This is a genomic window from Bacteroides sp. CAG:189 (genome assembly GCF_000432295.1).
GTDB classification, from domain to species: domain Bacteria; phylum Bacteroidota; class Bacteroidia; order Bacteroidales; family Bacteroidaceae; genus Bacteroides; species Bacteroides salyersiae.
In genome coordinates, this window is sequence record NZ_HF991022.1 from 27,650 (window position 1) to 51,769 (window position 24,120).

Here is a 24,120-nt window from a genome sequence, read left to right on the forward strand (position 1 = left end):
AGTGTATTCTAAAAGTAGTTCATGTTCAAATTTTCTCACCATAGGTTTTACCATTGACAACCAAACGTAGTATATAATGCCTAAAGAGAGAAGGATCGATGGTGATAGATTCGCGATATTGCCCCGGACGCATTTCCCTCTTTGGAAAGACGGACAAAAGCTCTCCCTGCACAGTGTATAAAGCGATCTCGACTTCACAAGGAGCAGTCAGTAAATATTCTACAACCAGATGAGCATCCTCCTGATAAAAATTACATTTACCAAAACCATCTCCCAAAGGGAAAGAGCCGTTACGGGACTGTTCCTCTTTTTTCTGTTTCTGCACGGACCTTTCTTCACGTGTCTGTTGATTGTCCGCATCTTCATTCAGAGTATAATATTGCTCGGACGGTGAATAATAAAATGCCGTTCGAAAATGAGATTCATGAGTACCACGACGAATCAATGTGTTCTCCACTGTTTCCAGAATAGGATAACGATAACCCGGAGTATACCAAGAGTAGGTATCCGTTTGCGTGATAAGGGTATCCGCATGGATACGGGACAAAATGCTATCCGGATGGAATTTACATAACCATCCGGCAGAGTCATCTACCGCACGGTATACACCGTGAAAATCCAGGTCCTGAACAAACCGGCGCTGCGTATGTACACGCAACACATCCGGTACCGTATCTCCCTCTATCACGAGAATACCTTCCGCATCTGCCGTAATGGTAGTCTTACCTGACAACTCCATACCATACGCGTGCTGATACTCACCGATATAGCCGAACAGACTTTCGAAACGGTCATTCTGTTTCATAGGATACACAGCCAGAAGTTCCGGAAAAACGGCTTTCTGGTAAGTCGATCTATTTTCTACGCCGACTTTCCATAAAGAATCTCCCTGTATGCGGTATTTATACATGGTACAGTGTTCCGTACCGGTTAAGAGAGAATCACTGCCGGTATAAACCAGTTCATATTGTTCCTTCACCGGAGTCAGTTGCTCTATTTGCCAAACTTGACCCGGACCCGGCTCACCGGGTGAGAAGTAATTGATCTCCTGTTTACAGATTTCATCGCCTACCCGGGGAAGTGTAGCCGATTTATGCAAAATAGTTTGTGCGCTCGCATGCAGACAACAGATACCTAACAAAGCGATAAATATTTTTTTTCTCATAATATAGTAAGTTAACATCGTCGTATATCGGTTAACATCGTTTGATAAAAGAACCTGCCTGAAAAATCAACGCAATCAGACAGGTTCTTTCTTTACGTCTACTTGTCTGTGCGAAAAGGGCCTACCGGTACCCCGGACGGGCTATACAGATTCCCGTTCGGGCAGTCGGCCCAGTTGTAACGTGCCGCAATGGGAATTTCCACTTGAGGAGATTCCAACACGACACTTTTACCATTTTGCTGCAACGTTGCTTTAGCCGGATAGAATACTCCGTCGGGGCCAGCCAATACAAATCCTTTTACTTCTCCTGCATTAGCTTGTACAGGTGAATCGAATGCCAAAGCAAGTGTACGGTCATAAACCTTATATCCTGTACAAACCGGCATGTGATAAGTACCTTTCCGGTAAGTATTGGCTAATGACAAAGCCGCCAGCCGCTTACCGACATCCTGCTTGTTCTTCGGATGAATATCATACGGATCGCCTAAATCGACGGCTGTTATCATCCCTGTATTGGCTATATGCAAAGCCTCGGCCTGTGCCTCACGAAGAACTGCCCACCGGGAATCCGGCTGTACTTCCTGCGGAGTCATATAACCCGCCAATTGTACAAAGTAGAAAGGCAAATCAATTTTCCACTGTTTCCGCCAATCGGCAATCAATGCCCGGAACAAAGGAGCATATTGCTCGGCTCTACTGGCATTTTCTTCTCCCTGATACCAGATGACACCCTTAACAGGGAAAGCAGTTAACGGACTGACCATGGCGTTGTACAACCCGGAGGGATAATGAGAACTCTCGGGAGAAACCGGTTTCGCAGGAATATCGGTAACCGACATACCTATCCGGTAAATCCACTTTCCGGCCAGTGAGATCCGTTCGCCACCAACTTCTGCATATAAATCTTCAGGAGCGCCATTGATTCCTCCTTCACCTCCATAATCGGTCACACGTATGGTCAGAACACCCTTTCCGGCTTTTACCTCGTTGGCAGGAATCATATAAGACCGGGGAGTCGCGTGCCCCTGTCCCCTTGCTATTTCTTGTCCGTTATAGTAAGTAATATCTTCGTCGTCAATCTTTCCCAAAGACAGCCTGACCTCTTTTCCTTGCCAAGCCGCAGGAATTTCTATTTCACGTTGAAACCAGACAACACCATCAAAACCATCCAGACCGTTCCGTTCCCAGAATCCCGGAAGTTGCATCGGTTGCCAACCGTCACCGGTTTGCAAGGAAGATATCCATAAAGGCTGTCCCTCTCCATAGCCGGCATCCCGGTTCATAAACTCTCTTTCCCATGCCTGCATCTCTTTTTGATAAGCTGCCATCAATCGTTCTTTATCAAAGCCGAGTGCCTCCATCTCAGTCAGTTTTTCCCGGAATTCCGCCACTTGCTTCAATGTACCCGCACTGGTCCATGACTCGGCAGGAGTTCCTCCCCAAGTACAGTCAATCACCCCGATGGGAACATTCAGATTCTTCCATAACTCACGGGCATAGAAATAAGCCACAGCAGAAAAGTCCGCAACAGTAACCGGACTGCATTCCTTCCAACTGCCACCGATAATCTCCACATCCGTAGCAGGAGTATATCCGATCCTCCTCTCGATCTGCAACAAACGGATGGAGGGATATTGTGCTTCTGCCGTCTCCTGTTCATAGTTCATCACTCCTCCCCACTGCGCTACCGGCATTTGCATATTCGACTGGCCGGAACAAAACCAGACTTCACCGGACATTACATTATCCAATATCAATTTTTCTCCATCGGAAAGAGTCAATGTATACGGGCCACCAGCCACAGGTGTCGGTATCTCCAACCGGAATGAACCGTCGGCCTGGGATTTGACAGTGTATTTTTGCTTATTCCAACTTGCTACAACCGTTACCGTACGCTGCGGCTTCGCTTTCCCTTCCAAAGTCAGCATACTATTTTGCTGTACTACCATATTGTCTGTGAAAAAAGCAGGCAAAGTAATCCTGGCAGATACAGGAGCTATCAGCATGAACAATGCCGCTCCTACAAAAAATGATTTCAAATGATCTTTCATTTCTTACTTTATTTAACGATGAGAACGATGTTATCTGACGGTGAATAACATCGTTCCCAACTAATTTACAAACAGTTCGTCTCAGCGTTCAGAGCATCATTTCAGCCTGATACTCAATTTATTTCCCGGTAACGTTTCCGAACTATTACCATACATAATTTCATAATCTCCCGGCAGGATACGCATGGTATTGGTCTCCGGATCGAAGAATTCAAACGTTCTCGGCGGAAGGTCGATAGAAACGACAGACGATTTACCGGCTTTCAACGGTATACTGCGGAAAGCACGGAGAGTCTTGACAGGTCCTTCCTTATCACCCACTTTGCGGACATATACCTGAACAACCTCAGTACCTTCGCGCTTGCCTGTATTCTTCACATTGGCTTTGAAGGTTACCGTCTGATTGGTAGAGATCACATTTCTACTCAAACGGCCTTTGGATATATCAAAAGTAGTATAGCTCAATCCGTAGCCGAAAGGATACAAAGGAGTTTCTGTCATGTATCTGTAAGTACGTCCTTTCATGTCGTAGTTTTCAAAATCAGGCAACTGATCCGTATTCTTGTAGAAAGTGACAGGCAGTTTTCCACTCGGATTATAATCACCGAACAGTACATCCGCTACAGCCGTTCCTCCGGCCTGTCCGGGATACCACGCCTGTAGAATGGCATCACATGATTTCGTTTCGGGCACCAGAGCGACAGCCGAACCGGAACAGTTCACGAAGATCACCTTTTTACCGGCCTGTTTCAATGCCTTCAAGATGTTACGTTGTACTTCCGGCAGTTCGATCGTCGTACGGTCACCACCACTGAAACCGGGGCAGTTGACAAAATATTTGTCTTCACCCTCCAGATCCGGAGAAATTCCGCCAACGAAAATCACAACATCAGCATCCGAGACTCTCCCGGCAACTGCTTCAGGAGCTATCTGACGATAAACACCGATGTCAAAGCGCAACAACGCTTCCGCACCCGCCTGCATATATTCCACCTTGATTTTATAATCCTTTCCGGCAGTAGCTTTCAGTGTATATTCTCTTTTTGCACTGGCATGTGCCCCCCAGTAATCAATCACTTTCTCACCGTTGACATAGACACGATACCCATCGTCACCCTCGATAACCAAAGAATAATCACCGTTATTCTTCGGACGGAAAGTTCCTTCATAAGATGCAGTGAAGTTATACAGTCCGACTCCCGGAGCATAAACGGTATTTCCACCGTTGTTGAAATTGAAAGGGGTGCTTACCTGCTGTATAGCGGCTACTTCGCCTTTCAGATCCATATTATTCCAATAAGTGCCGGTGAAGCCCGGTTTGCCATTGTTGGACACCTCACTGAAATAAGAATCGAACACCTGATTAGTCAATAACTCGCAGCCCTTTTCATAAGGCACGTTACCAATCTTATTTCGTATTCCTTCCAAAATGGTGGATGTGTGTGACGGAGTCCCTTTATAATTACCCCATTGCATCACAGAATCCACTGCGTTCGGCCCCATAACAGCAATACGCGTACCTGTTTTGGCAAGCGGAAGCACACCGTTGTTATGCAGCAATACCATAGACTTACGGGTTACATCCAAAGCCATCTGCTTATGGGTTTCACAATCCACTGTATCGATACTGATTTTACTCCACGGAACCAGAGCATCATCGTCCATCTCTCCCAGTTCAAAACGGGCCTTCAACAGACGACGCAGGCTTGTATTGATCCGTTCTTCCGAAATAAGCCCTTTCTTTACCGCTTCTTCCAGATGGGCATATTCGATACCGCATTCCAGATCAGTACCGCTTAGCACGGCGGCGGCACTTGCATCCGCCGCATCCTTATGAGTGGCATGGCGGTCTTTATAAAAGAAATCGCTGATAGCTCCACAGTCACTTACCACCATGTGTTTATATCCCCATTCATCACGCAGAATCTGAGTCAACAGACGATTGCTGCCACAACAAGGATCTCCTTCAAAGCGGTTATAGGCGCACATCACCTCTTTTACATCCGCTTCCTGTACCAGGTCTTTAAAGGCCGGCAAATAAGTTTCCCACAAATCGCGGGGCGAAATATTCTCCGCATTGAAATAATGGCGTTTGGCTTCCGGACCGCTATGCACGGCATAGTGTTTGGCACAGGCATGAAGTTTGTCATATTTGGCATCGGCAGGCCCTTGCAGCCCATTAACGACTGCAACTCCCATACGGCTGGTCAGGTAAGGATCTTCCCCATAGGTCTCCTGTCCGCGTCCCCAACGCGGGTCACGGAAGATATTCACGTTCGGTGTCCAAAAAGTCAATCCCTCACAACGTACCCCTCTACGGCCTTCCCGATGTGCATTATGGTATTTGGCACGGGCCTCATCACTGACAACCGTAAACACATCTTCTACCAGCTTATCATCAAAAGTGGAAGCCATTCCCATTGTAATGGGAAATACCGTAGCTATTCCGGCACGGGCTACTCCGTGCAGCGCCTCATTCCACCAGTCGTAATGGGCAATACCCAACCGCTCCACCGGGAAAGACTCGTTTTGCATCAGCCGTACTTTTTCTTCCAAAGTCAACCGCCCCAATAAATCCTCCGCACGCTGTTCCGGAGATAAATCCGGATTCTTGTAAGGTTCATTTTGCGCTACACCAGTGATAGCGATAGCACCCAGACATAAAGTAAATATAAGTTTTTTCATTCTTCTTTTCTTAATTAGGGAGATATTATAATTCAATGGTTTCCTGAAGTTTAATATCTTCAGACGAGCTTCCTATCAGGAACACATATTTACCCTCAGGAGTCACGAACTGCCGGGTTTTCTCATCCCAATAGCGCAGTTCCTTTTTCGGTACGGAAATGGTTACGTCTGCGGACTTCCCTTTCTTTATATGTACTCTGGAGAAACCTCTCAACTGTTTCAGAGGCATATAAGTACCTGTCTCCGGATACTGAACATATACCTGAGCCACTTCATCACCATCGTATTTACCGGCATTGGATACCTTGAATGTAATATCGATCGTATCATTGGCTATTGAAACATTCTTCTTCTTGTAGTTGAACTTCGTATAGCTCAACCCGTAACCAAACTCATATAAAGGCTTACCCTTGAAATACTGATAAGTTCTGTTTTGTACTGAGTAGTTATCGAAAGAAGGAAGCTCGTCCAGTGAGTTATAATAAGTCAACGGAAGGCGGCCGCCCGGATTGTAATCGCCAAACAATACCTCTGCAATAGCTGTTCCACCCTGTTCGCCGGGATACCAGGCATTCAATATGGCCGGAACATTTTCATCGATCCAGTTAATAGCCAAGGAGCTTCCGGCAACCAACACGACCACCGTATTCGGATTTACCTTGTAGAGCTCACGGATAAACTCCTGCTGATCGGTAGGTAACTCCAAAGAGTAACGATCCTGCCCTTCTCTCTCGATCGATTTATTGATACCCAAAACGGCAACGGTTACATCACACTCTTTGGCAGCCTTACCGGCATCGCCAAACAATGCCAAACGATCTACCTGATCAGTAGTAGGTACCTTCCAATAAAGACGCGCAAAACAATCTCCGCCGCCATCAAAATATTCCACCTGTAAGTTATATTCTCTGCCGGCTTCCAACTTCACTATTACATTATCCATCTGGGCACTTCGTTCTGTCCACGAGTCAATCAGTTTCTTTCCATCCAGAAACAGACGGCAACCGTCGTCCGTTTTCAGTCCCAATGTGTATTCTCCCGAAACGGCCGGTTTAAGAACACCGGTCCAGCGAATGGACATGGGTGCCTGCGGCTGGAACGGATCAGGACGGCTGGCGGGATCATAAATCAACTCTTCCTCCGTACGAACCGACGGTGTACCTTCCAACTTGCTATTTGTGAAATACTCTGCTTTCAAGCCGTTCGGGAAATAGTTCTTGCTAATCGGATCAAAATCCGAACCGGTAGATACCCAGGGGGCATATACAACTTCCACATTCGCTTTTTCAGCATACTTCCTGATACCATCGAGCACAGAAACGGGAGCGTTCTTCGGAATGCCGCTATAATCTCCAAATTCACAGTGACCGGCATTGATGCCCACCACAGCAATGGACTTTACTTTCTTTAAATTTAAAGGCAAGAAGTTTTTCTGATTTTTCAGAAGAACCATACTTTGCCGTGCAGTTTCCAATGCCAGTTCCTGATGCTTCTTACAACCGATAACAGAGGGCTCTATCTGATTATAGGGATTCTGAGAAGGATCGTCAAAAAGCCCCAGGAGCATTCTGCCCCGCAAAACCCGGTAAGCGGCAGAATCGATATCGGCTTTGCTTACCATCGATTCGTTATAGGCTTTCAATAACGGAGCCGTATATACACGGTCACCGCACTCCAAATCGAGTCCGGCTTTAATAGCTAATGTCGCAGCTGCGTCCAGATCTCTCACATATTTATGTTTAGTCACCATCCACTCGGGGGCGCTGCAATCTGAAACAATATAACCGTTAAAGCCCCAGTCTCCACGCAATACATTCTTTATCAGGTAGGTATTGACTGTACAGGGAACCCCGTTCACCGCATTGTAGGCCATCATGATGGACTGCGCCTTTGCATCGACGATACAACGTTCGAAAGAAGGCAGGTAGAACTCTCGTAAGTCCCGTTCGGACATTTTTGCATTACAGCTCGAACGGTTGTGCTCCTCATTATTGGCAGCAAAGTGTTTAGGAGTAGAAACCGTTTTCAAATAACGGGGATGATCGCCTTGCAAGCCCTTGACAAACTCGCAGCCGATCACTCCGGTCAGAAACGGATCTTCTCCGTAAGTCTCCGGAGTTCTGCCCCAACGCGGATCACGGGCCATATTTACAGTAGGCGACCAGAAAGTCAGCAAGTCACTGGCACCGGCTATTTGTTTCTTACCATAATCCAGCTCTTTCCAACGTCCCCGCGCCTCATCCGAAATGGCGGAAGAGACCTCAAAAATCAGCCCGGGATTCCAAGTTGCCGCCAACCCGATAGCTTGAGGAAATACCGTAAACTCACCCGGGCGGACAATACCGTGCAAAGCTTCGTTTCCATGATAATATTTATCAATATTCAAGCGGGGAATCTCTCTTGCATCATTCACCAGCAAAGAGATTTTTTCCTCTATCGTCAATCTGGAGAGCAAATCTAAAAGACGTTCATGCTGAGGAGCATTCATGTCGCGGAACAGCTCGCCACCGTTCTGTGCCTGCCCTGTCAACGGCAATGCCAACAGAGATAACGAGCATCCGATTAATTTAAGAATCTTCATCATGTAAGTTTGTAGTTTAAATATTTAAAAGTTTAAAGGGTTATCGTGTTAAATGTTTTGGGAGCCAGTTTTACATTGGCCACATGTCCTTTGCAGGCTATCCTGATATTCCGTTCTTCCGTATCTTTATTGGCGCAAAGAATAACTACCTGTCCATCCGGATTTTTAAATGCCAATACATTATTTCCTTTCGATACATTCAGCCGATGAGCGCCTTTCTTCACGAAATGGCTCAAATGCTTCATCACATAAAACTCCGGTGTATAAATGACCTGTTTCGTCTGTGAGTCGATACGTATCATCGCATTTTGTCTCCATCCCCAAGAACTGGCACCATCATCCTGCAAAACCATATTCCAGTACATATAAGAGTTCACACCTCCGTTCAAATAGGTATTCAGCAAGTCAAATGTATGTTCTGCCGCTCCCCAGTCAAAAGTACCGCCGCCACACTCGTTTTCTGTCTGCATCAGTTTCATATCAGGGTATTTTTGATGAACATCAGCCACAATATCTTTTCCTTCCCACTGCAATCCGATGCCACGGATATATTGGGCGGCATCAGTATCTTCCATCACACAAGCCAAATCTGCCATCTTATTGCAGTTAAAAGTACCGAACCATAAATCGACATTCGGATGCTTCTCGCTAAATGCCGGTCCTAAATATTTCCCGATAAAATTGGCCATCGACTTCGGAAGCCAACTGCAATTGGGCCATTGGTGCTTTGTATAGGGTTCATTCTGAAAATACAACAGCGAAACATCAATGCCATTCTGTTTATACGCATCAATGAATTTGGATAAATAAAGCGCATAAGCAGTCAGATATTCGGGCTCTTGTATAAGATGATCACCGGCCACTTCATTTCCTTCTCTGAAATCGTTGTGCTCACCGGGAGCAGTCGCATAATGTTTGGTGGCTTTCATCCAGACAGGAGGACTCCAGGGTGAAGCCCATAACTTGAGATTCGGATTGATGGCTAATGCGGCTTTTATATAGGGTATCACCCCACCCTTATCGCGCTCTATACTGAAATTCTTCATTTCAAAATCTCCCGGAGTTTCATTATAACTATACCAGTCACGGGCATAATCATTCGCGCCGACCGGTAAACGGCAGAATGTAAAATGCACACCATCCGGGCCAAACAAAGCATTTAATACCGTATCACGCTGCCCTTCGGATAATAAAGACAAAGCATCCCATCCCAATTCATTAAAGCATCCGCCAAAACCGTCAATCACCTGTTCTTCCGTATCCGAAACAATAATGTCGGCATCCACGTCTGTCTGCCTCTGGACCTGCACGGGCGACCTCTGCCACTGAGCCTGCTCGGATGTAGTATAAATTTCCGCTTCTTGAATATCAGGTGATTTACAGCCCTGAATTGCTAAAAGTGATAATAATAAAAATTTAAATCTCATAGGTATATAGTTTAGTAGTTGTGTTTATGTTCCATTACATTAAGTGAGGGAGGTACATCATCAGCACTCGCTCCCCATTCCGTATTACATTGATTACCCATTACAAATTCGAGTTTTCCTCCGTTTTCTATATCTTCATGACGAAACCAGGGCTTTGACCATACTTTACCATTCAGCTTAGCCGACTGAATATATTTATTATCAACCGAACAATTACGGGCAATAATTTCCAAGACCTTTCCATTACTCAACTTCATTTTTACGGAAGAGAAGAAAGGACTTCCGATATGATATACCGGCAAGCCCGGTGTAACCGGATAAAAGCCCATCATTGAGAAAACGACAAAGGAAGAAAGACCGCCACCGTCTTCATCTCCGGGAACTCCCATCAAATCATTCCGAAACCACTGATGAACCAGCGAACGGATCCGCTGCTGGGTTTTCCAAGGGGCCTGTGCATAGTTGTACAGATAAGGAATGTGTAGAGAAGGCTCGTTAGCCATAGAAAATTGCCCTACATTTCCTGTGTGATCAGGGAGTTGGGCGTAAAATTCGTACTTCGGTTTCCCCAACCATTCACTGAAGGTGGCATCCAGGTTTTTAACAAAAGCCGAAGCGCCTCCCATCATATTTACCAAATCGCCGAAGTTATGCTGAACGTCCCACCGATAAATCCAACCGTTGTTTTCTCCATAATATTCACGTGCACCGAGTCCCCCGGAAAAACGATAATCAAAAGGCTCTAAAAACCGGCCATCCTTATCCTTGGGGTGGAAGAAAGAGGTTTGGGGATTAAACAAATTACGATAGTTGTAAGAACAGGACACATAATGATCCACTTCCTTCTCCAATCCGAGAGCAGAAGCGATACGCGACAGACACCACTGGTCATAAGCTGTCCCTAACGTTACAGCGACCGATTGCCGTTTCTCAAAAGAGTTCACTTCAGGCACCGTTTCCTGTTCTCCCGATGCCAATGACGGGATATATCCTTTCTCTTTATAAAAACGGTCTATCCATCCGGCCTTTGCACTCGACCAGGGAGCCAGCGTCTTTTCTTCAATGGCAGCCTTCGTATAGGTATAGGCCTTCTGTAAATCAAAATCACGTACTCCTTTATACCAGGCATCCGCTATGACAGAAACTCCATGATTGCAATTCATCCGGCGCGAATCTCCCGTCACTTCCGGAAAATTAGGAAACCAATGGTCCGAACTGAACTCGGACATCCTCAGAAATGAACGGATGACATCCGTATGTTTTTTCCGGTCGGTCAATATTCGTAAAGGATGGGCCGCCCGATAACTATCCCAAATCCAGTCGTCCGTATAGTAAGCATAACCACCGTCTTCATGTATCCGATTATCGTATACACAGAAATAGCGGCCTTCTTCACTGATGTTTACCGGACGTTCCAGGCAACGGTACAGAGAAGTATAGAAAACGAAACGGTCATTTTCCGTTCCACCGGAAACACTGATTTTTCCAAGTTCTTCGTTCCAGATTTTGCGTCCTGCCGACGTTACCTTTTTCAGATCAAAGTCTTTGATCTCTCTTCGCAAGTTCCTTTTCGCTTGCTCCACACTGATATACGAAATTCCATAACGGACATTCAACGAAAGCGGAGCGGCATCCCAGCCGACCACCACGCAGGTATTATCCCCTTTTGCCTTGCGTTTTCCTTCCTCCCATTTATCAGATTGGAGAGTACCCGTCTTCATCGGCTCCGTATCCGTCTCCATATAGATATATACCCGCAGGTTATTCCACATATTCTGATAACCGGAAATCACGTTACCGCTAACCTCCAATTCACCATTTCCGGCATTTAATATGAGATAAGGAGTTTTATCTTCCTTATAATCAAAATGATAAATTGCCGATTGGTGCGAAGGTGCAAACTCTACATGTAACTGCTGATTGCATAAATCCACCTGATAGTGATAAGGTTTGGTCACCTCGTTATCATACTCAAAATTGATTACCCGGGACAATCCGGATGCATCCCCCTGAAAAGGCGACAGGTTAAAAGCAAAAGAACCGCGATGGCTGATCTGTATCAACGGGAGCCCATGAATTTTATCCGAAGTATAATCACCACGCTGCGGATAAACTCTTAACATACTGTTGGGCAGATGTACGATCGGATAGGTAGGAACCAGCAAATGACTGATATTCCCCATATATGGATTCACATAATCGACCGGAGCTTTCGCCGAAGCAGCTTCCAGTTTTGTGATACCCGCCGTTCCTGCAACAAACAATAAAATAAGTATTTTCCGAATTATAGTATTTACCATAAGTATTACGTCTGTAAAAAAATGCTACCTTAATAAAAACAGGTCCCATGGAACGATTGGTTGTACATCTCTATCCATGAGACCTGTATTCAAAAAATCACTGAAAACAATACCTTTTTACCTTACGAATTGATCAAAGGTTCTTTCTTTGTCATCGTTTCTTCTATATCGTGCCAAACGTCATAATCGGCATCGCCATTACTACCGTCACATCCGTCTTTCAACAGACGATACCGGTAATGTAAATAGAACCTTTGAATTCTATCCAAATTGGTCTTCGTCTCTACATATAAATTGCTTTCACTGCTATCTACCATTTCAACCTGCATGGTACCCACCGAAGTTATTGTCAAAGTCGCATCCTCATTCACTGTTATACGTATCGCATATTTCTGAATATCCTCTTTCGTCAATTTAGAAACATCATACGTATTCATACCGGCAAAACAACGAATCGAATTCTTTGTCAAGGGAACAACCGGACGTGTCAATGAGAACGAACTATACCGGTCGATATCTTCTCCATTTTCCTTATAGAATATATCCATACCTACCGTCGAGTAAGTAGTTGAAGGCGATTGAAGAGCATAATCATTTTTCAGCAAAACGCGGTATAGAACCGTACGTTTATCCGGATTAATTTCATAAGCCGATACACTTTTAATTCGAAGAGGAATCAGATAAATAGAATCGGGAGACAAACCTTCCGGACGTACATGTACCGGAATAGTACCATAATTATCTTCACTCTCCGCTTTTAATACGGTGGTCATATCAGGTATATCGTACCGCTGTGGGTCGAGTGCGTGGGCAAACTTCGACTCATCAATATCAAAATTCAATCGGTTATACTCTGCCAGCGCTTCATTATCCGGTTCCAGTTCCACCAATACATCCGTATCTATATGCTTGGTTCCTCCACATCCGATACTTATATATCCGGTGGACTCTTGCTTATTCAGATCATGGTTCACTGAAAAAACCAGGTTATCATCGCTTAAGACATTTATCACTTTCTTGTACAATTCCTTATCAAACTGTGCATCTTCATTACAAGCTGTCATGCAAAAAGTTACAGCAGCTGCCAATAATATACGACTTGTTTTCATGTTCTTTTCCTTAAATACATAGGTTTATATTAATCATCCCATCCCGGATTCTGATCCAACTTAGGAGCTTTTCTCACTTCATTCCGGGGAATAGGCAAAAACACTGTTTTTTTATCAACCACCCGGTTACGATAGTCCGCATGATTGACAACTGTACGCTGGAAAAATTCGTTTTCAAGTCCGTCTATATTCATACCCTCGATAGGTTTGCCTTCTTCCTCTTCATAAATACCCCAACGGCGAATATCATAGAAACGACGTCCTTCACCCAAAAACTCAACCATACGTTCTGTCACGATCTGTGCATCCATATCCTCCTCAGTTGCATAATCCTGTGCCCGTAATCCCGGCAAGCCTGCTCTATAGCGAATCATATTGAACACTGTGATCATATCCTGCAAATTACCGGCTCTCGAGAGTTCATAAGTTTCGCCACTCTCCATGGTTACCGTATGCGTAGAATTTAAATGATTGATGGCTTCCGCATAAGACAAAAGAATTTCAGCGTAACGAATAATCGGAAAGGCTTTGGCTACACGAGCAGAGCCGTTACCATTATACCAATTGTCTGAAGGATGAATATATTTCTTCAATACATATCCGGTTACAGCATAATTTCTATCCTTATGGTCTCCGGTAGCCATATTCTTTCCTGCATTACCATTCATATAATAATTCACCGTCAAATTGAAAGAACCGCTATTACTACAAGAAGTTCCCGGCCAATAACAACCACTAAATCCTACACAAGCATAGAATCGCATCTCACGATTACTGTACATATTATAAGTACCTCTATTTAAGCGATAACCAGAGAATGTCTGAACCCTTGTCGTATTACCTTCTTCCGAATATTCATCGGGAGCAGCTTCCTGAATTGTTTTTCCGTTACGCGTCTTATAAGCATCCACTAATTTCTGTGTCAGGCACATACCGCTATATCCTCCCATGACTGCCGGGAAAGATTGACGGGTATACTCTGCCACTTCTCCTGAATTACGCGCCCAGATCAATTCTTTATTTTGTGTCGAATAAGTTTCTCCATTAAACATATCCGTATAAGATTTCAAAGGGTCGATTCCTCCGGCGCCATTCGGAAAAGTTTCCGTAGGAACACCTTCCGGCAACTCAGGGGTAACATATGCGCCGGAACTTGAGGCTCCTACCGTATGCAATGTATAGCGTTGTCCGCCATCCATATCCATTACACGCTTGGCAGCAGCAGCTGCCAATGCCCATTTTCTTTCATCATAGGTTTGGGATACATATTGTACTCCATCCGTACCACGTTTCCAGTTTCCAAAATAGCGATAAGCTGCCGTTCCTCCATTAAATGCCGGACTAGCCGCCTGTAAACGTACGCGGGCTATAATTGCGTAAGCTGCCCCCTTTGAAGGACGGCCATAATTTACGACAGAAACATCCGCTGGAATGTATTTAGCAGCTATTTCCAGTTCGGAACAAATGTATTCCACTGTCTCATCATACGTGGCACGAGCCCGATCATAATACTCCGCCTCTTCATTCGTTTCCAGAACCTCATCACCCAAGAGTACTGCCGGACCATAATTCATCAGAATATAATAATAAGCATACCCACGAAGAAAATGAGTGTAACCCAATAACTCCTGTTTTTGCAAAGGCGTAATATTCGTACATTCGTCCATTCTGTTCAAAATAAGATTCGCTTTACGAATTACCTTATAACAGGTACTCCATACTCCTAATCCCTGAGTATTGGCAGCAGAAACAAGTCCTAAAGTCAATGCTTTTCCATGGAACAAGTCATAGCCCATCAACGTAAATATATCATCGGCAGCCGTAATACCGGGAGTTTCGTCATTTCCAAATATCTTACTCTCATCCGGCAACTCTCCTGCCGTTCCCCATAAATATTTCTCCAAATTTACCCGGTTGGCAAATACCGAGTCATATTTCAATGTATCATCAAAATATTTGTCAACACTCAAAAAATCGCATGAGCTCATTAATCCCAATACCAAACATGGGATTAACCAAACACTCTTATTTATGAATTTCATACTCATTCTATTTTAAATCAAAAAACAATTCTTAAAAATTCACATACATCTGGAAAGCAAAACGCTGTGGAATCGGATAAGCTCCACCATTGTGATCGGCCTGCTCTGCATCCCACAATTTCATCGGGCTCCAGATACACAGGTCAGATGCAACAAACTGTAAATCAAGAGAACGTACTCCCAAATATTTCAGTAATCTACCAGCCGGTAAATTATAGTTAACACTAATTTCCTGCAATCTCAGATAGCGTGCATTTTGATACCAGAATGACGAGAACTGAGTATTATTCTCATTCTTACCATAGCTAAGACGTGGGAATCTTGCATTCGGATTCTCTGTCGAAGGATCACCGGAATAAGATGCCGGAGTCCAACGGTTACTTTGGTCAGCAACAATCTTCAGCACATTACCGGTTTTTCCACCATAAAACGGTATATACCCTTCACCATTCTTTCCTTTATCCCAATATCCGTTGTCATCTACAAAATAGTAGTCTGTCTTTCCAGTTCCTTTAAACAAGACCCCTAAAGTCAAATTCTTATACCGGAATTCTCCACCAAAACCATACATCAGACGCGGATAGTTCGGATAAGATAAAGGCACTTTGTCATCATCATTAATCACACCATCCCCATTTACATCTTTATATTTGATATCTCCCGGCAAATAATCTCCGAACGTCTGCTTCGGACTGGCGGCTATGTCCGCTTCGTCACGGAAAAGCCCCAAAGCAATATATCCACGGAATGCATTGTTTACATAACCTGAATAGTTTTGATAATCATACTTTTGTACAGCCTGTTCCCAATTTTTCACTTCATTGGCCGAATAAGTAAAGTTTCCGCGCAATGTAAACGACATATTTTTATTGATATTCTGAGTAAATGAGATATTACCGTCTGAACCATAACTTACCATCTTTCCGACATTACCGAAAGGCATTTTCTGTAAACCAGCATAGTCAGGGATTTGTTGACGTTCCTGATAGATACCGTCACGTTTATCATAGAAAACATCTACTACAAAATTTAAACGTTCTCCAAACAGTTTACCTTCAATACCAATATCCGTTTTCTTGGCAATTTCCCATTTCAAGTTATCAGCGCCTATCGTCTCTTCTGTGATATATCCGTTGGTACTTCCCCAACCACCACCATCACCAGTTTTCAATAGCGTCAGATAAGGGAAACGAGTATTTGTCAAACGGTCGTTACCTACCGTACCGTATGATCCACGGATTTTCAAAAAGTCCAACCATGGCAATTTCTCTCGTACCCAATCATATCCGGTAGGAACCCATCCCACAGCTACTGCCGGAAAAAATCCGAAACGATCTCCCTTTGCAAAGTTGGCCGAACCGGTATAGCCAAAATTCAAATCCAAAAAATAAGTATCACGCAATCCGTAAGTGATTCGTCCTGACAGACCCTGATAACGGATAGGAATAGCATACATGCTCCTTAAACTTTCATCTTTATCATCAATATCCTTATTCATCTTCTGCTCACTACTCATATAGTAGTACAACAGCCCACTCAGGCGGTGTTGTTCGGCAAAAGTCCTTTCATAATTCAACATCGATTCGAAATGTACTTTATAATATTGCTCGTCTTCATGAGTGTACTTCACCGGTTCGCTGTCTAACTTCTTATATAGTCCCAATTCTCCGGTATAACGACGGCGATCTGCGTAATACATCTCGGGACGCACATAACGTTTCTCCTTCAAGTTCAACTCCGTATCATAAGCTATCTGTGCCCGGGCACTCAAACCTTTAGTAACCATAGAAAGATCTTGCTTCAACTCTACAGTCGATTTTCCACGGAAATGACGTGTATTACTCATACCGGTGTAATTCAGCATGACATAAGGTGAATAAGCATTATCTGCTCCATAAGCCGGTAATTGTCCGGTAGAATAAACTCTTGGAATAGTCAACGGTGTCAAATTGCGCTGTGTGGCCCATAAAGCATCCGTATCGGCATTACCGGGCTCTGCCTTTTCTGAAATAAAACCATCGGACCCAAAGTAAACCGTAGTTGTTTTAGTCAGATTAATATCTAAATTGACGCGATAATTGTAGGTGCGATATCCGACTTTTGTGGAATACTTAGAAGATTTTTCCTGTTTGTAGGCAGAAGATTCATTAGACATGCCCAAACTCAGATAATAACGTGCAAGGCTACCACCGCCTTTTGCATTTATATAATAAGTCTGCTGCAAAGCATTACGATTCAAAACCTCTTTCTGCCAGTTTACATTCGGATACAAGTCCGGGTCTAACTGATATTTGATCAAGTCCAATTCCATGTCTGAATACAAAGGCGTGTTTCCTCTGACTCTAAGAGCCTCATTCGCCAATTTTGCATAATCATAAGCCTCCAGATATTCGGGCATATTTACCATATGAGAAATAGTCCAATTGGCGCGGGCTGTAATCTGCAATTTATCTGCCGTACCTCTCTTAGTAGTTACCAAAACAACACCGTTTGCACCACGAACACCATACACTGCTGTTGCAGACGCATCTTTCAATACCGAAAAACTCTCGATATCCGAGGGATCTATCTCGCTCAAATTACCCTCCAAACCGTCAATCAACACCAAAGCACTGCTGTTGGCACCGAAAGTACCGATACCGCGAATCCAAAACTCTGAGATATTTTTTCCGGGTTCACCACTACGCTGAAGTGAAATAACACCCGGAATACGTCCACCCAACATATTGTTGATATTCGTTGCCGGAGTTTGTATGTCTGCTATATCGACATTGGTGATAGCACCTACAACGCTCACTTTACGCTGCGTACCCATACCTACAATAACCGTTTCTTCAAGTACTTGCGAATCCTGTTTCAATTTAATAGAAATATTACTCTCCGATTTCGTCACCAAATACTCTTCCTGCTTATATCCCAAAAATGAAACAACAATCACATCATTTTTCTGAGCTTTCAAAGAAAATTTACCGTCAATATCCGTGACAGCTCCCACTCCCGGAGAATTCTTAATAAAAACACTGGCTCCAGGAACCGGCATATCCAAATCATCAAACACTTGTCCGGACACTGTAAATGTACTTTTTTGTTGTGCAAACACAGCAACACAGCCACACAACAAGAACAATAAAAATATATATTTCTTCATACTGTATTATCTTAAAAGTCTCAATTATCATTCAATAGCAAGTCGGCGTACACACTGATTTTCACTATCACCAATATAGATAGTTCCATCGGTATCTAATGCTACACCAAAAGGTTTGTCAAACAATGCTTCTTCCGGAGTTCCATCCATAAATCCCGATTGACCGGCAAGTCCGATTACCGTACTGACAATTCCATCTTGTGAAATCTTTCTGATCACATGATTATTCGTATCGGCCAAATACAACTCATTATCCGCACTTACTATCATCTGACGAGGTTCGTTAAACATAGCATACTCACAAGGGCCATCTGCATATCCCGAACGATTCGTCATACCGGCATACAATTTATGTTCACCTGTTTTTAGATTGTATGTATAGATACAATGAGAGTTAGTATATGCCAAATATAAAATATGTTCTTCCCCCTTAATCGGACTAAATACTATATAAGAGTCGCTCTCGGCCATCAATTTCGTCTGTGTTGAAACAGCCATTGTATATCCCGTTGACGGATCAAACCGTAATAATGTGCCATCCTTTGCGCGTGTATACATAAATCCATCATATTTGCACATTGCAAATGAGTGTTTAAATTTAATATCAAAATCATCACTGGAGGGATCTTTACGCAAAGATGATTTACGGGGGATCCACATGTTCTCTGACGAAAGTACCCAATACTCCATTCCTGCATCTGACGGAATATACACCGTTTGTCCATCATCGGCTATACAAGGCTGATTGAGCGGTGCACCGGTATTGGGGATAAGAATCTGACTCTTATCTTCCAATTCATTTACCAGCATCACTTTGTTGTTATCATAATAACTATCCAATTCCCGGCAACAAACAAATATATTATGGTCAGTATCAATTGCCAAATAAGTAACCTTCGGGAATTGAGTTTCGGCAAGATTTCCCACTTGCGCTCCGGGAGTTCCTTTCATACCGCAAAGCGTAGTTACCGTAGTTTGAATATGATAAGTAAAATGTTCGTCAAATGCCACTTTATTATCACCTACAGAAACTGTAATAGTACAGTCTTCGCCCGGTTTACGCGGGGTAATTACATACATTTTTTCGCCGGTACTTCGAACTACAGCTGCTTTTGTGTCATTAAAATACACATTGATTTTACTCACATCCGTACCGAAATTTTCCCCACTAAAGACCATTTTAGTAGCAATACCACCTTCTTTCGGATAAAAATCCGTCAACACAATCGGCTTGTTGGGATCGTGTTCATTCTTTTGGCTTTCATCATCTTTACAAGAAGAGAATCCTGCAATAAGGAAACCCATCAACAAAGATGTGAAAATTCTAAATCTGTTACTCTTTTTCATAATATAGTTATTTAATTCCATGAATCTCATTTTTTATACAAATGGTAAATTTCGGCCTGATGCTTAGGTAGATTATAAGAAAGCTTGCCCTCTTGAATCTGTACATTATTTCCCGACCAACACTCTATGCCACCGGAAACTTTCTCTGGAGTGATCCCAAGATCCTGAAGAGTCAGTTCACCACTCTTCACACCTTCGTCATAATTAAAATAAGCAATGTAATAAGCGTCTTCCGTTTCTAAAGTAAACAGGTCGACCGAACGGTTAGAACCGGATACTTTATGACCATAAGCCGGTCTGAACGTTTTACCAAGATTGACAACTGCATTGATCCGGTCGTTAACAGCGAATTTCTTCACCTTTTCCTGTGACACCTCTGTTCCGATATAATTTCCTTTAGTCGATAAGTTATCGCCAATCATGAAATAACCCGTTACAGCTCCACTTGTGATACGAGACATATTTTCCGCTTCGCTCCGGTCTCCCATCACAAGATGGTCAGGATCATTATAAGCATATACGCGATCCAGCCACCATCCGAAAGACAAACTGTTCATCATGTAATTGGTGTGCCACATTTCTCCCCAGGCATCACAGCTGATACGACGGGCATTCGCATACTGATAAGGGAAAAGGGGAGCGATCGATTCGACAATAAACATTTCGTCTCCACAGCGTTCACGCAGATATTTCATCCCGTAGTTAAAGGCTTGGGTACCTGTTGTTATATCCTTATTATACCATTTGTCTGCCTCAACCATACCGGCAGTAAGAAAATCCAGTTTGAGATATTTAAAACCGGCTGCTTTAAATTTATCAATGAAATAATTAATTCTCGACAGTGTAGCCGGGGCTGTAGGGTCCATACAGCCGGCACCATATAATTTCCGTTTCTGACCGTTCACCTTTAAGTGCGATTGGCTGTATTTATAGCCATTATTCCCTTCAATATCACGTTCATTGTCCGGAAACCAGTCATTGAACGGAGTCCAGTAAATACCCGGTACCTGCCCATTGGCAATACAATGCCGAGCAAAATCTTCCAGTTGCTCCCAATTCAAGTTATCCCAATAAGAATCCAAGCCGACAAAAACAACTCCGCTTGCGCCAAAACCGCCTTTCCCCTGCAAATGCTCTTTCACAAAATCAGAGGCAGAAAGCACTCCTTCATAATTCACATGCGTACTCATCCCCCCCCAGCTATTCCAACCGAACGGAGTCCCCTTGGTCCACTCCCGTTTAGGAACAACGGCTGCATTCGCTTCTCCAAACGTTTCCATACCCAATCTCCAATCATCAAAGAAACCCACAAACATTCTGGATGACTTCACCGTTGTGCTTTTTATAGAACCGTGCACCTTATCATCACGTGTAGCAGAATGGCTGGCACCGCTATAACATTCCAATTTAGTGATACTCCGGTTATCACGGGATCCTACCATACGTATAGCCGACTTCCAGGTATCATGCTCTACGGAACCAATCACAAGACCATTCTGGCTACCACCGTTAAAGATGGAAGTCACTTCGAATGAAATCGTATCGCGAGCCAACGGTCCGGAAGCGTGTATGGCGCTTGCCGATTTTGATTGCGACAACGGTAACGAACCGTAAGTTATAAAACCATCATTATCAAAAGGGACAAACAATAGACGATTGTCAGTATCCTGAGGTAAGAATTGATTGGTTGCCGTCGTATAAATCGGAGAGATATAATTGGTTACCAACACCTTTCCATCCACAGAAGTAAGATAAACTTCCGTCAGAAAAAAATCTTTGGAAGAATAAAGATAAAAAATCTGTTCGATGGTAGGAGCACCCTCTTTCTTATACTGTATCGTACATTTTTGAGCCGGACCGAACTCATCGGTAATCTCATCCTTTGTAAACTTCACATCTGTATATTCGGAACTATTATAGTAATTCGAAGAATTATTGAACCGAACAAACACATCGCTCAAAATGAGCTCTCCATTCTTCAACAAATCAATTTGCTTTGTCTCGTCTTTAAAACGAACCGTCCACTCACCGGCAGAAAATTCACGGCTATCGGCACAAGCACTTTCCAAGAATAAGATCTGAATGAACAATAAGCAAAGCGAATACTTAAATATACAATTTCGTCTCTTCATTTTATTAAATTTAAAAATTAACAGATGCATTACTTTGTTAGCCAAAAGTAGCCGATTCGTATATCTTAAAATTGCAAAATACAAGCAAAAAATAGAAAATTCGTAGTAACAGCAGGGGCAATATCCATGGAATAGAACCTCCATACCATTTTATGGAACAGATATACCGATTAAGGTAATGACAACCTATCAGAAGAAATTCGAAAAGTAATTATAAATAAGAATGGAAAAACCTCACAGAATTAAGTGCTGAAAACAGCCGATTCGCTAACCGGCACAAGCAAAAAACAATAGGGAATTAGACAATAAGTCTAAGAAACAAAAAATTCACTGCTCCCATCAGTTATCCAAAAACTAAAATTGTAATGATTTAAACAAAACGGCAGGTTGCTTAAAAGTAAAAACAGAGTTTCTTTTACAGTAAAGATAATACACAGGGGAAACAAAACACACAGAGCTGGCTATCAGCATATTAGATGAATACATTTTTTCCCGTAGAGAATCAGGTCGTTTCTCTACGGGAAAAAGATAGTTCCTCTACGAGAAACGATACTCTTCTCGTAGAGGAACTATCTAAAAGTCCATAAGATATGACAAAGGGAATAAAATGAGAAAGTAAGCCCCAACCTCCCTTGTAAAGATAAAGGCAATTACCCCTTTCTCACACGTTTATAAGAACGATGTCCGTATATAGTTACCACCACAAAACAAATAAATGGAAGTATAAACGAAAGATTCACCGCCGGCATTCCAAATAAAGCATGCTGATCAATGATACTTGCCTGCAACGGAGGTAAAACCGAACCGCCTAAAATAGCCATAATCAACCCGGCAGCGCCAAATTTGGCATCATTACCCAAACCTTGAAGAGCTATTCCGTAAATAGTAGGGAACATCAATGACATGCATGCCGAAACACCGACCAAACAATACATACCTCCGATATTCTGCAGGAAAATAACTCCCGTTGTGAAACAGCAGGCGGCAATAGCCAAAATCTTCAGCAGTAGTCCGGGATTGAGATAACGCAGTATGAAAGTACAGACAAAACGGCTCACACAAAAAATAACCATTGCTATTATATTGTATTGCTGAGACAAAACTTCCGCAGCCTGTTCACTCATCCCTTGCGAGGTAAACAAACGGGTACCGTATTGAATGATAAATGTCCAACACATAATTTGTGCACCCACATAGAAAAATTGAGCAATCACCCCTTCACGATAATGATGAATGGAAAAGATACGCTTCAACGTAGGCAGAAAATCGATGGAATGAGACTGGTCAGCATTTTTGGGCATCTTCACCATACGGATCAGCAATAGCATAACCAGAATGACAATACCGATTACCAGATATGGAGCAATCAGTACGGCCAAGTCCGAATCACGCATCGCCTCGAACTCGGTTTGAGACAACTGAGCCCGTTCGGCAGTATCCATCGGATTCAGACGGTTCTGGATAAAATTCATCGCCACATACATGCCTAATAATGACCCCATCGGATTGAAAGACTGAGCCAGATTGAGCCGACGCGTAGCCGTCTCCTCCGTGCCCATCGACAGGATATACGGATTAGCACTGGTCTCAAGAAAGGAAAGTCCGCAAGTCAAAATAAAATAGGCAATTAAAAAAGGATAATAATTTCCGGTCATCATGGCAGGAAAGAAAAGGAGAGCACCGAATGCATACAGCCCCAATCCCAACAAAATGCCGGCCTTATAAGAATACCGGCGGATAAATATAGCAGCCGGAAAAGCCATTGCAAAATAACCACCATAAAAAGCGACTTGCACCAATGCGCCATCCGTCACACTCATACGGAATATCTTGGAGAAAGCTTTTACCATAGGATTGGTTATGTCATTGGCAAATCCCCAGAGTGCAAAACAACTGGTGATGAGAATAAAAGGAATAAGATAGCTGACGCCGTCTTTGCTCAGGATAGAAAAGCGTTTGGTGTTATTCATAATGGTATAAATTCGTTAGGATATAAACTCGTTTGAGGTTGTTCGTAAAAATAAAAGGTTATTCGTATAAATGGAACATACGTTCCATCGGTTGCCATTTTTGTGCGGAAGTAGATCCGGGAGTCACAAGTTGGAAAATCGCCATATAATCTTCCCATTCCTG

13 protein-coding genes are annotated in these 24,120 nt (G+C 43.3%); all 13 read right to left on the minus strand.

Going from position 1 to position 24,120, the window contains the following annotated elements; all coding sequences use genetic code 11:
* Positions 1-25: 25 nt before the first annotated feature.
* Positions 26-1,165: a hypothetical protein gene (locus QVP90_RS04560; protein WP_021935771.1), complete on the minus strand. Its 1,140-nt coding sequence runs from the start codon at positions 1,163-1,165 to the stop codon at positions 26-28.
* Positions 1,166-1,263: 98 nt separating this feature from the next.
* Positions 1,264-3,216: a sialate O-acetylesterase gene (locus QVP90_RS04565; RefSeq protein WP_021935772.1), complete on the minus strand. Its 1,953-nt coding sequence runs from the start codon at positions 3,214-3,216 to the stop codon at positions 1,264-1,266.
* Positions 3,217-3,312: 96 nt separating this feature from the next.
* The gene (xyl3A, locus tag QVP90_RS04570; RefSeq protein ID WP_021935773.1) at positions 3,313-5,901 is read right to left on the minus strand and encodes a xylan 1,4-beta-xylosidase; all 2,589 of its coding nucleotides are present in this window, start codon (positions 5,899-5,901) and stop codon (positions 3,313-3,315) included.
* Between the two features lie 25 nt (positions 5,902-5,926).
* Positions 5,927-8,485 carry a glycoside hydrolase family 3 protein gene (locus tag QVP90_RS04575; protein WP_021935774.1) on the minus strand — a complete coding sequence of 853 codons (2,559 nt, stop codon included), beginning with the start codon at positions 8,483-8,485 and terminating at the stop codon, positions 5,927-5,929.
* 29 nt (positions 8,486-8,514) lie between these two features.
* A complete protein-coding gene (locus QVP90_RS04580) occupies positions 8,515-9,909 on the minus strand; it encodes a glycoside hydrolase family 30 protein (protein ID WP_021935775.1) in 1,395 nt (464 codons plus the stop codon).
* Between the two features lie 11 nt (positions 9,910-9,920).
* On the minus strand, positions 9,921-12,209 hold the full coding sequence (locus QVP90_RS04585; protein ID WP_021935776.1) for a GH92 family glycosyl hydrolase: 2,289 nt from the start codon (positions 12,207-12,209) through the stop codon (positions 9,921-9,923).
* A 122-nt stretch (positions 12,210-12,331) separates the two neighbouring features.
* Positions 12,332-13,318 carry a BT_3044 domain-containing protein gene (locus QVP90_RS04590; RefSeq protein WP_005927401.1) on the minus strand — a complete coding sequence of 329 codons (987 nt, stop codon included), beginning with the start codon at positions 13,316-13,318 and terminating at the stop codon, positions 12,332-12,334.
* A 29-nt stretch (positions 13,319-13,347) separates the two neighbouring features.
* Positions 13,348-15,360 (minus strand): RagB/SusD family nutrient uptake outer membrane protein, encoded by a 2,013-nt coding sequence (locus QVP90_RS04595; protein WP_021935777.1) that lies wholly within the window; start codon positions 15,358-15,360, stop codon positions 13,348-13,350.
* Between the two features lie 31 nt (positions 15,361-15,391).
* The gene (locus tag QVP90_RS04600; protein ID WP_005927407.1) at positions 15,392-18,508 is read right to left on the minus strand and encodes a SusC/RagA family TonB-linked outer membrane protein; all 3,117 of its coding nucleotides are present in this window, start codon (positions 18,506-18,508) and stop codon (positions 15,392-15,394) included.
* A gap of 27 nt (positions 18,509-18,535) precedes the next feature.
* A complete protein-coding gene (locus QVP90_RS04605; RefSeq protein ID WP_025819013.1) occupies positions 18,536-19,855 on the minus strand; it encodes an IPT/TIG domain-containing protein in 1,320 nt (439 codons plus the stop codon).
* A gap of 26 nt (positions 19,856-19,881) precedes the next feature.
* Complete coding sequence (locus tag QVP90_RS04610; RefSeq protein WP_264380833.1) at positions 19,882-21,987, minus strand: hypothetical protein; 2,106 nt, start codon at positions 21,985-21,987, stop codon at positions 19,882-19,884.
* 650 nt (positions 21,988-22,637) lie between these two features.
* Positions 22,638-23,957: an L-fucose:H+ symporter permease gene (fucP, locus tag QVP90_RS04615; RefSeq protein WP_005927413.1), complete on the minus strand. Its 1,320-nt coding sequence runs from the start codon at positions 23,955-23,957 to the stop codon at positions 22,638-22,640.
* A 58-nt stretch (positions 23,958-24,015) separates the two neighbouring features.
* On the minus strand, positions 24,016-24,120 hold a 105-nt coding region (locus QVP90_RS04620; RefSeq protein WP_288203957.1), incomplete at its 5' end, for an L-rhamnose mutarotase.

Bases quoted from the DNA above. Each gene is read 5' to 3' on its own strand.
- QVP90_RS04595 (WP_021935777.1), bottom strand. From the start codon at position 15,360: ATGAAATTCATAAATAAGAGTGTTTGGTTAATCCCATGTTTGGTATTG.
- QVP90_RS04585 (WP_021935776.1), bottom strand. From the start codon at position 12,209: ATGGTAAATACTATAATTCGGAAAATACTTATTTTATTGTTTGTTGCA.
- QVP90_RS04575 (WP_021935774.1), bottom strand. From the start codon at position 8,485: ATGATGAAGATTCTTAAATTAATCGGATGCTCGTTATCTCTGTTGGCA.
- QVP90_RS04565 (WP_021935772.1), bottom strand. From the start codon at position 3,216: ATGAAAGATCATTTGAAATCATTTTTTGTAGGAGCGGCATTGTTCATG.
- QVP90_RS04610 (WP_264380833.1), bottom strand. From the start codon at position 21,987: ATGAAGAGACGAAATTGTATATTTAAGTATTCGCTTTGCTTATTGTTC.
- QVP90_RS04590 (WP_005927401.1), bottom strand. From the start codon at position 13,318: ATGAAAACAAGTCGTATATTATTGGCAGCTGCTGTAACTTTTTGCATG.
- QVP90_RS04605 (WP_025819013.1), bottom strand. From the start codon at position 19,855: ATGAAAAAGAGTAACAGATTTAGAATTTTCACATCTTTGTTGATGGGT.
- fucP (WP_005927413.1), bottom strand. From the start codon at position 23,957: ATGAATAACACCAAACGCTTTTCTATCCTGAGCAAAGACGGCGTCAGC.
- QVP90_RS04560 (WP_021935771.1), bottom strand. From the start codon at position 1,165: ATGAGAAAAAAAATATTTATCGCTTTGTTAGGTATCTGTTGTCTGCAT.
- QVP90_RS04580 (WP_021935775.1), bottom strand. From the start codon at position 9,909: ATGAGATTTAAATTTTTATTATTATCACTTTTAGCAATTCAGGGCTGT.
- xyl3A (WP_021935773.1), bottom strand. From the start codon at position 5,901: ATGAAAAAACTTATATTTACTTTATGTCTGGGTGCTATCGCTATCACT.
- QVP90_RS04600 (WP_005927407.1), bottom strand. From the start codon at position 18,508: ATGAAGAAATATATATTTTTATTGTTCTTGTTGTGTGGCTGTGTTGCT.